The 8,187-nt window shown below is 65.8% G+C and carries 7 protein-coding genes; all 7 read left to right on the top strand.

Going from position 1 to position 8,187, the window contains the following annotated elements:
- Positions 1 to 13: 13 nt before the first annotated feature.
- The 7 genes from ACTHLF_RS20265 (at position 14) to ACTHLF_RS20235 (ending at position 8,066) form a co-directional block, all read left to right on the top strand.
- On the top strand, positions 14 to 904 hold the full coding sequence (locus ACTHLF_RS20265) for a manganese catalase family protein (protein WP_440329885.1): 891 nt from the start codon (positions 14 to 16) through the stop codon (positions 902 to 904).
- Positions 905 to 1,477: 573 nt separating this feature from the next.
- Positions 1,478 to 2,125 carry a cytochrome c3 family protein gene (locus tag ACTHLF_RS20260; RefSeq protein WP_440329883.1) on the top strand — a complete coding sequence of 216 codons (648 nt, stop codon included), beginning with the start codon at positions 1,478 to 1,480 and terminating at the stop codon, positions 2,123 to 2,125.
- The gene (locus ACTHLF_RS20255; RefSeq protein ID WP_440329881.1) at positions 2,122 to 4,917 is read left to right on the top strand and encodes a Fe-S cluster-containing hydrogenase; all 2,796 of its coding nucleotides are present in this window, start codon (positions 2,122 to 2,124) and stop codon (positions 4,915 to 4,917) included. The genes ACTHLF_RS20260 and ACTHLF_RS20255 overlap by 4 nt, the downstream gene beginning before the upstream one ends.
- Positions 4,902 to 6,230, top strand: a complete 1,329-nt coding sequence (gene nrfD, locus ACTHLF_RS20250) for an NrfD/PsrC family molybdoenzyme membrane anchor subunit (RefSeq protein WP_440329880.1) — start codon at positions 4,902 to 4,904, stop codon at positions 6,228 to 6,230. The genes ACTHLF_RS20255 and nrfD overlap by 16 nt, the downstream gene beginning before the upstream one ends.
- The gene (locus ACTHLF_RS20245) at positions 6,227 to 6,745 is read left to right on the top strand and encodes a DUF3341 domain-containing protein (protein WP_440329878.1); all 519 of its coding nucleotides are present in this window, start codon (positions 6,227 to 6,229) and stop codon (positions 6,743 to 6,745) included. The genes nrfD and ACTHLF_RS20245 overlap by 4 nt, the downstream gene beginning before the upstream one ends.
- Positions 6,742 to 7,287, top strand: a complete 546-nt coding sequence (locus tag ACTHLF_RS20240; protein WP_440329876.1) for a c-type cytochrome — start codon at positions 6,742 to 6,744, stop codon at positions 7,285 to 7,287. The genes ACTHLF_RS20245 and ACTHLF_RS20240 overlap by 4 nt, the downstream gene beginning before the upstream one ends.
- On the top strand, positions 7,284 to 8,066 hold the full coding sequence (locus tag ACTHLF_RS20235) for a hypothetical protein (protein ID WP_440329874.1): 783 nt from the start codon (positions 7,284 to 7,286) through the stop codon (positions 8,064 to 8,066). Before ACTHLF_RS20240 ends, ACTHLF_RS20235 begins: the two co-directional genes overlap by 4 nt.
- Positions 8,067 to 8,187: the final 121 nt, after the last annotated feature.

Below are 8,187 nucleotides of genomic sequence, written 5' to 3'. Positions count from 1 at the left end.
AAGGAGCCAGCCCATGTTCAACCACAACAAGCGACTGCAATACACCGTACGAGTCAGCGAGACCAACCCTGCCCTGGCGAACCTGCTGCTCGAGCAATTCGGTGGTCCGCAAGGCGAACTCGCTGCCGCCATGCGTTATTTCACCCAGGCCTTGGCCGAGGAAGACGCAGGCCGAAAGGATATGCTGCTCGATATCGCGACAGAGGAACTGACCCACCTGGAGGTGATCGGCTCACTTGTGGCCATGCTTAACCGGGGCGCCAAGGGGAGGCTTGCCGAGGCGGTCGATTCGGAGGCTGAATTGTTCAGGTCGTTACAGGGCGCCGGCAATGATTCGCACGTGACGCAAGTGCTGTTCGGTGGCGGACCGGCCCTCATCAACTCCGCAGGCGTGCCTTTCAGCGGTACCTATGTCGACTCCATCGGCGAGCCGACTGCCGATCTGCGTTCGAACATCGCCGCCGAAGCGCGGGCGAAGATCGTGTATGAACGCCTTATCAACGTGACAGAGGACCCCGGCGTCAAGGACGCGCTGACGTTCTTGATGACGCGTGAAATCGCGCACCAGAAGTCGTTCGAAAAGGCGCTCTATTCGATGGACAAGAGCTTCCCGCCGGGTAAGTTACCCGGGGATCCGCGCTTTACGGACGTGTACGTAAACGCTTCACGCGGCGAAGGAGACGCCACCGGACCCTGGTCTCAGGGCAAGGACTTCAACAAGGTGATCACGCCCGAGGCTGATGCGCTTCCTGTCGATGGCGGCGACGGTCAGGCGTCCGTTACCCTGGCCGCCGACGAGAAGCAGGCAGTGGCAGCCTTTGCCGCTCGCGGTGCGTCCGACCCATCCCGGGACCCTGTGACCGGTGCGGACCTGGGTACCGTGCAGCAAGAGCCCAAGGCGTAATAGCCAGCGCCGTCCACGCTTCACGCGGACGCTGTCCCTCGACCCGAGAATCAGTGTCGGAATGGACGTCTGGGCGGCGCCACACTTCGCCGACGCGCGCCATCGAGGGCTCAATCTGGCGTGCTTGGATGCATTACCACGGTCTGAACTCTAGGTAGGCTCACGCGCGCCGTGGCAGCAGTTGCAGCCGATCCGATGTGATCCCTGGGAGCGCAGGTCTGAAAATCGCAGGCTTGCCGCAACGAACCATGGGCAGTGGCGCATGCCGGTCGCACGAAGCAAATGGTATATGCAGAGATTGGACGGGCGCTCGCCGGGCGCGCCCAGGGGCAGGAACCTTACCAAGTCGCAGGCCCAAGCCAACGCCCCGGAGCGGCTCCGCCAAGGCAGCGTGGCCGGAATCCGTCCGCATCCCGCGCGAGAAGCACCACGAGCATGTCGCCGATCCCGCGTGTGCGGCGTGACGCGCATGCCTCGCGATAGACGCAAAAGCATGGGTTGTTTGCGCGGCTTCACACATAGCCCACGCTGCGGTCGCTAGCGTCGATCTGTTCACGCGACGCATCGAGGGACATGGCTCAGGCTTTCCACCCACGCTCTGGCCTCTACGCGGCGCTGGCGTGCCTGGCGGTGTTCGTGATGGTCGTCGCTGGGGTGGCGACCTGGCGGGGTGTCATCGCCGAACCCAACGCGACGGACGAAGCTGTGGAACAGCCGATACCCTTCAGCCATCAGCATCATGTCGGCGAGGTCGGGCTCGATTGCCGCTATTGCCACGCAAGCGTCGAAACTGCCGCGTTCGCCGGCATGCCCCCGCTGTCGACATGCATGACGTGCCACTCGCAATTATTTGCGCATCAGCCCGTTTTCGCACCGCTCCGAGATGCATGGCAGGGTGGCGCGCCGCTGCGTTGGACGCGCGTCCACGACCTGCCGGATTTCGTCTACTTCAACCATGCCGTGCACGTGTCCAATGGCGTCGGCTGCATCTCGTGCCATGGCGATGTGGCGCACATGCCTTTGATGCGCCGCGAAGCACCGCTCACCATGAAGTGGTGCCTGGATTGCCACCGCCACCCCGAGCGTGCCGTCCGGGCCCCTGACCAGGTGCTCGCCATGCAGCCGGCGGACCCGAAAGATGACATGCTTGGAATGCATCTGGTGGAGGCGTTCCGGATCGACCGGCGGCGCCTCACCGATTGCTCGGTATGCCACCGATGAGCGACCGGGACCTGTGGCGGACGGCGCTGCCGGCGGCAGGAAGTCCAGGCTTCTGGCGTGCGCTGGATGAATTGGCCGACGACCCGGTGCAGCGGCAGCGGCTCGCTGGCCTCCTCCCCCAGCTTGCGCTCATGGAACCGGGCATGGATCGTCGCGGTTTCCTTCGGCTGCTCGGGGCATCCCTGGCTTTCGCCGGACTGGCTGGCTGCTCGGGGCCGCCGCCGGAGAACATCGTGGCCGAACCGGGCCGCGATGGTCGGCCCATACCGGAGGAGGCACGCTACGCCACGGCTCTGGATGTGGGGGGCGATATTGTCGGTGTGATGGCGACGATGCGCGACGGTCGGCCCATCAAGCTGGACGGCAATCCGCGCCATCCGCTGACGCGCGGTGGAAGCAGCGCCCGCTTGCAAGCGGCGATCCTTGATCTATGGGATCCCCAGCGCTCCGACGCGCCCCGACACCATGGCGTACCGGGAAACTGGAGTGCGTTCGAGCAGACGCTGGCGGGGCTTCGCCAACGCTTCGCAAGCGACGCCCATGGGCTGCATATCGTCACCGGTCGCATCGCCTCACCGACGCTGTTGCGCCAACGCGAGGCCTTCATGCGCGCGTTCCCCGCGGCCACATGGCACATCCACGAGCCCGTGGACAATGCCCAGGTACCCCCGTCACTCGAGGACCGCGACCTCGTCGTCGCCTTCGACGCGGATGTCCTCGGCACCTTGCCCGGGCACGTCAGCGTCGCGCGTGATGTCGCGGCGGCACGGATGCGCGGCGCGCGCATATATGCGATCGAGTCCACGCCCTCGTTGACCGGACGCAACGCCGACCATGCCTGGCCCGTCGACGCGTCCGCCATGGCATCGGTCAGTGGCGCCCTCCTGGCCGCGCTGACCGGTGACATGCCATCCCACCTGGCCGCTACCGACCGGCAACGCATCGACGTCCTTGCCGGCGACCTGCGCGCGCATCGCGACCGGTCTCTGGTCGTCGCCGGCCCCTGGACGAGTCCTGACGTGCGCCGCCACGTCGACCTCATACGCGCCGCGCTCGGCCAAGCCGCCCTCCCCTCGACCCGCAGCGCCGAAACGCCATCGCTCGTCGACGACCTGGTCGCCGGCCGCGTGGACACCCTGCTTGTGCTGGATGGCAACCCCGTCCATACGCTTCCTGGCTTCGCCGAAGCGGTCACCCAGGCCGCCACCCTCGTTCACCTGGGCCGCTACCGCGACGAGACGGCCGGACGTGCCGCGTGGCACCTTCCGGCGCTTCATCCTCTGGAGACCTGGTCCGACCTGCGCGCCGTTGACGGCACGGTAAGCATCGTGCAGCCGGTGCTCACGCCGATCGTGGACGGACGGAGCATCCATGATGTGCTCGATCTGCTGATCGGCACAGTGGCGACCGACGCACTGACACGCATACGACAGACCTGGTCCGGCCTCGACGAGGCGAACTGGCGTCGCGCGCTCCAGGACGGTGTCATCGCTTCGGCCGGGGGCAGCGCGCCGGCCTTTGCGGCCAAACCGTCGTCTCAGGCTCCTTCGATGGCGGCGCCGACCCCGTCAAGCCCGGCGTCGGTCGACGTCGTCTTTCGTCCCGACCCGAACCTCTGGGACGGCCGCCATGCAAGCAACGCCTGGCTACAGGAGCTGCCACGGGCCATCACGTCGATCACCTGGGGTAATGCGCTGCTCATTTCGCCCCAACTCGCCGCCGCGCGCGACCTTCGCGATGGTGACGTGATCCGCCTGACCCTGGAGGGCCGATCGCTCGAAGGGCCCGTCCTGGTCGTCCCCGGTCAGGCGCCGCGCACGGTGACCGTGGTACTCGGTAACGGGCGCACCGAGGGGCTGGGTGCCGGTTACGGTTACAACGGGTTCGCGCTGCGCACACGTGATGATCAATGGCACGCGACCGGTGCGTCGTTGCAGAAGGTCGCCCGGCGTGAGCTGCTGGCCGTCACCCAGGTGCTCCAAGACATGGGAACACGCCACGCCATCCGCACGGTCGCGCCTGGAGAGGCCACCGAACCTCCACGCACACCACCGACGCTTTACGCCGATGCCGTGGTCGGTGGGCATCGATGGGCCATGACCATCGACCTTGCCGCATGCATCGGATGCAACGCCTGCACGATCGCCTGCCAGGCCGAGAACAATATCCCCGTGGTGGGCAAAGAAGAAGTAGCGCGTGGACGACGCATGCACTGGATCCGCGTGGACGCATATTTTCAGGGAAGCGCCGTCGCGCCCGACGCATACCACCAGCCCGTGCCCTGCATGCATTGCGAGCACGCGCCGTGCGAGGTCGTGTGTCCGGTGGAAGCCACCGTGCATGACAGCGAGGGCCTCAATCTGCAGGTCTATAACCGCTGCATCGGCACGCGCTTCTGTGCGAATAACTGTCCGTACAAGGTCCGTCGGTTCAATTTCCTGCAGTATGCGGACCTGGTCAGCGAAAGCCTGAAGGCCATGCGCAATCCGGAGGTCTCGGTGCGCAACAAAGGGGTGATGGAGAAATGCACCTACTGTGTCCAACGCATCGAGCGGGCGCACGCCTCGGCGAGCCGTGACCATCGCGATCTGGCCGAGGTGACGACGGCCTGCCAGGACAGCTGCCCCACGCGGGCAATCAGCTTCGGCGACCTGAATAAGCCAAACGGCGATCTGGCCAAGGCGCGCGCATCGGATCGGCACTATGTGCTGCTTGAGGAACTCAATACGCGTCCGCGGACCACGTATCTGGCTGCGATCCGGCAGCGTCACCCTGGGTGGCCCGCGACATGACCCATCTGGCTTCCGCGGGCCCCGCCGCCCTCACCGACCACGTCACCGGTCTGCTTCTACGCCGCCGCGCCGGGAAGGTGTGGTGGTCGGTCTTTGCCGTGGCACTCGTTCTGACCGGGGCGTTGGTCGCAGGCATCGTCGTCCTCCTGCACGAAGGGGTCGGCGTCTGGGGCAATAACATGCCCGTGGCGTGGGCCTTCGACATCACCAACTATGTCTGGTGGATCGGCATCGCCATGGCGGGCACCTTCATTTCCGCCGCGCTTTACCTTACCTCGCAACCGTGGCGCGCCGCGCTGGCTCGGCATGCCGAGGCCATGACGCTGTTTGCGCTTTTCGTTTCCAGCCTTTTCCCGGTGCTGCATCTGGGAAGGCCTTACTTCGCCTACTGGATCGCGCCCTACCCGGACAAGATGGGCTTGTGGCCGCAGTGGCGCAGCGCGCTCACCTGGGATTTCTTTGCCATCGGCACGTATGTGATCGTATCGGTGATCTACTTCTTCGTGTCGCTGGTGCCCGATGCCGCGGCCGTGCGCGATCGCGCAACCACCCGGGGCAAACAGGTGTTTTATGCGTTGCTGGCCATGGGCTGGCGTGGCGAGGCACGCGAATGGCGCGTGCACGGCCAGCTCAGTCGACTGCTCGCGATCATCGCCGTGCCCTTGGTGTTCTCGGTTCATAGCATGGTGGCGCTGGATTTCTCCGAAGGCTACCTGCCGGGCTGGCACTCCACCGTCTTCCCGCCGTTCTTTGTCGCCGGGGCCCTCTTCTCCGGCACGGCGATGGTCGCCCTGCTCAGCCTGCCATTGCGCCATGGCTACGGCCTGCGGGACGTCATCACCGATGATCACCTGGACAAGCTGGGCAAGCTGCTGCTCGCGGCCGGCTGGGTCGTCATCTACGGCTACGCCAGCGAGATATTCACGGCGTTCTATCGAGGTGCCCCGGACGAGCTGGCCGTGATGCAAAACCGTATGACGGGCTCGTACGCGTGGACGTTCTGGCTGACGATGGGATGTAACGTGCTCGCCATCCAGTTGCTGTGGTCGCGGCGCCTGCGACGTTCGCCGTGGATGCTGGGGACCGTTTCGGCGCTTGTCCTGGTCGGGATGTGGATGGAGCGTTTCATGCTGATCGTCACCGTGCTCTATCGCAGCGGTCTGCCACCTGCATGGGGAAGTTTCCATCCCACGGTTTGGGACTTCGTCTTCCTGTTCGGCTCATGCGGGCTTTTCGTGCTGCTCTTCCTCGTATTCATGCGCGTGCTGCCAGTGGTATCGCTGGCCGAACTGCGCAGGGAGCGGGCGCCATGAAAACCTACGGAATGCTCGCCGAGTTCCCGACGGTCGACGCGCTACGGTCGGCGCGGGCCGCCCTATCGACCCAAGGCTATCGCTCCCTGGAATCGTTTACCCCGTGGCCCGTCGACGATGCGCCGGTGCGGCGCACGGACGCCATGTCACGCGCCGTGCTTGTCGCGTTCATCGCTGGCGTCGCGGTGGTATTGGGCATGCAGTACATCGCGGCCGTGCACGCGTACCCTCTCGATGTCGGCGGCCGGCCGCCGGCCAGCTGGCCGGCATTTGCGCCTGCGGCCGTTGAAATGGGCATGCTCTTTGCCGCGCTGGCGGCGCTGGCGACGTTCTGTCTTCGCACCGGCCTTCCACGGCTTTATCGACCCGAGTTCAACGTCCCCTGGTTCGATGAAGCCAGCCGCGCCGGATTTCTCATGCTCGTGCGTGCGGACGACCCGCTGTGGGACGAGCATCGCTGCGCCCGGGATATCGCCGAGTTGCACCCGATGCGCTACGCCTTGGTGCCGGCATGACCGCCCCTCGCCTCCTGCTGCTGGGCTTACTGCTTGCACTGGCCGGTTGCGAACGCGGCATGCACGACATGTATGACCAGCCTCGCTACAAGCGCGGTGCGGAGGCGCCGCTGTTCAAGGACACCGTCGCGGCACGTGAAGTCCCGGTTGGTACCGTTCCGGTGGACGACCCATCCGACCCGGCGCTGTCGCCGCTTGCACGGCTGGAACGAGGGCGCGAGCGTTACACCATTTACTGCGCGCCTTGCCACGGCGCCGCGGGCGATGGCGACGGCATGGTGGTGCGGCGCGGGTTCCCCGCACCGCCGTCGTATCACCAGGCTCGGCTTCGCCAGGCGGACGACGGTCACTTCGAAGACGTGATCGCACACGGCTGGGGCATCATGTATCCCTATGGCGATCGTGTCGCGCCTTCGGACCGCGCTGCGATCGTTGCCTATATCCGCGCCTTGCAGTTCAGTCGCGAGGTTCCCATCGACCGACTTGAGCCGCAAGATATCCAGCGGCTGAAAGCCATGGATGCCGCGGCGGCCCGCCGATGACCGAGCGTCTGCTCATCGTGGCGATGGTACTGTGCTCGGCCATGGGTGCCGGCAGCGTGGCATGGCGGGCGATCGCCGCTTTAACAGGCGGCGCCTGGGGTGCCTGCTTCCACGATGCCTGGCGGCGCATGGCATGGCTGTTGATCCCCGCCGCCGCGCTGGCGGCGGCCTGTCTGGCGTGCTCCGGGGGATTCTTCCCAGAGCAGGCGCACGTATCCCTGATATGGCTGATAGGTCGCACGGCCGGGGTCTTCGTCGTGTGGGGTATCGGCGCGGTGTTCGCGTTCCGCATGGCGGGACCTGTCCTCGTCGCATGGGCTTTGGCTTGTCTTCTCTTTGCGACCGACTGGATCGTGGCGCCCCAGACGCCGTGGTCTTCCACGGTGATCGGGATGGCTCTGGCGACCGGTCAATTGGCATCGGCATTCGCCTTGGCGGTCGCAAGCTCCCTTCCACCGCCCCGGCTCTGTGAAAGGCAACGTACGACCGATGCCGCAGGCCTCATGGTGTGCCTGGCCCTGGGCTGGGCCTACCTCGCCGGTGTGGACTACCTTGCCGCGTGGGTGGCCGATCTTCCCGACGAAGCGCGCTGGTACCTGCCGCGCACGCGCGGGGCGTGGGTTACCCTCATCATCGCGGCCTTCGTGCTGCACGTGATTGTGCCGGTCCTTGCCGTGCTTCCGGCCCGGTGGCGCATCAATGCCACCGGACTACGTCTTGCCGCCACGTCCATGTGGCTGGGCCAGGCCTGTCACGTCGCATGGATGGTCCTGCCATGAATCACCAACCCCATCGCATCGCTGCCCGCTCGCTGACAGCGATCGGCGCAATCCTCGGCGCCGGGACGCTCGTTGTCATGGTCCTGTGCTGGTTGCTCTGGCGTGGGTATGCGCAGGCACC

The sequence above is a fragment of the Luteibacter sp. genome (genome assembly GCF_051958795.1).
In the GTDB taxonomy this organism is placed as follows: domain Bacteria; phylum Pseudomonadota; class Gammaproteobacteria; order Xanthomonadales; family Rhodanobacteraceae; genus Luteibacter.
The sequence above is the reverse complement of the archived record's forward strand: the minus strand, read 5'-3'. Positions and strand labels throughout refer to the sequence as shown.

What these genes read in the sequence shown, in the direction of transcription:
- ACTHLF_RS20245 (WP_440329878.1), top strand. Translation starts at nt 6,227, where the DNA reads ATGAAAACCTACGGAATGCTCGCCGAGTTCCCGACGGTCGACGCGCTA.
- ACTHLF_RS20235 (WP_440329874.1), top strand. Translation starts at nt 7,284, where the DNA reads ATGACCGAGCGTCTGCTCATCGTGGCGATGGTACTGTGCTCGGCCATG.
- ACTHLF_RS20260 (WP_440329883.1), top strand. Translation starts at nt 1,478, where the DNA reads ATGGCTCAGGCTTTCCACCCACGCTCTGGCCTCTACGCGGCGCTGGCG.
- ACTHLF_RS20240 (WP_440329876.1), top strand. Translation starts at nt 6,742, where the DNA reads ATGACCGCCCCTCGCCTCCTGCTGCTGGGCTTACTGCTTGCACTGGCC.
- ACTHLF_RS20255 (WP_440329881.1), top strand. Translation starts at nt 2,122, where the DNA reads ATGAGCGACCGGGACCTGTGGCGGACGGCGCTGCCGGCGGCAGGAAGT.
- ACTHLF_RS20265 (WP_440329885.1), top strand. Translation starts at nt 14, where the DNA reads ATGTTCAACCACAACAAGCGACTGCAATACACCGTACGAGTCAGCGAG.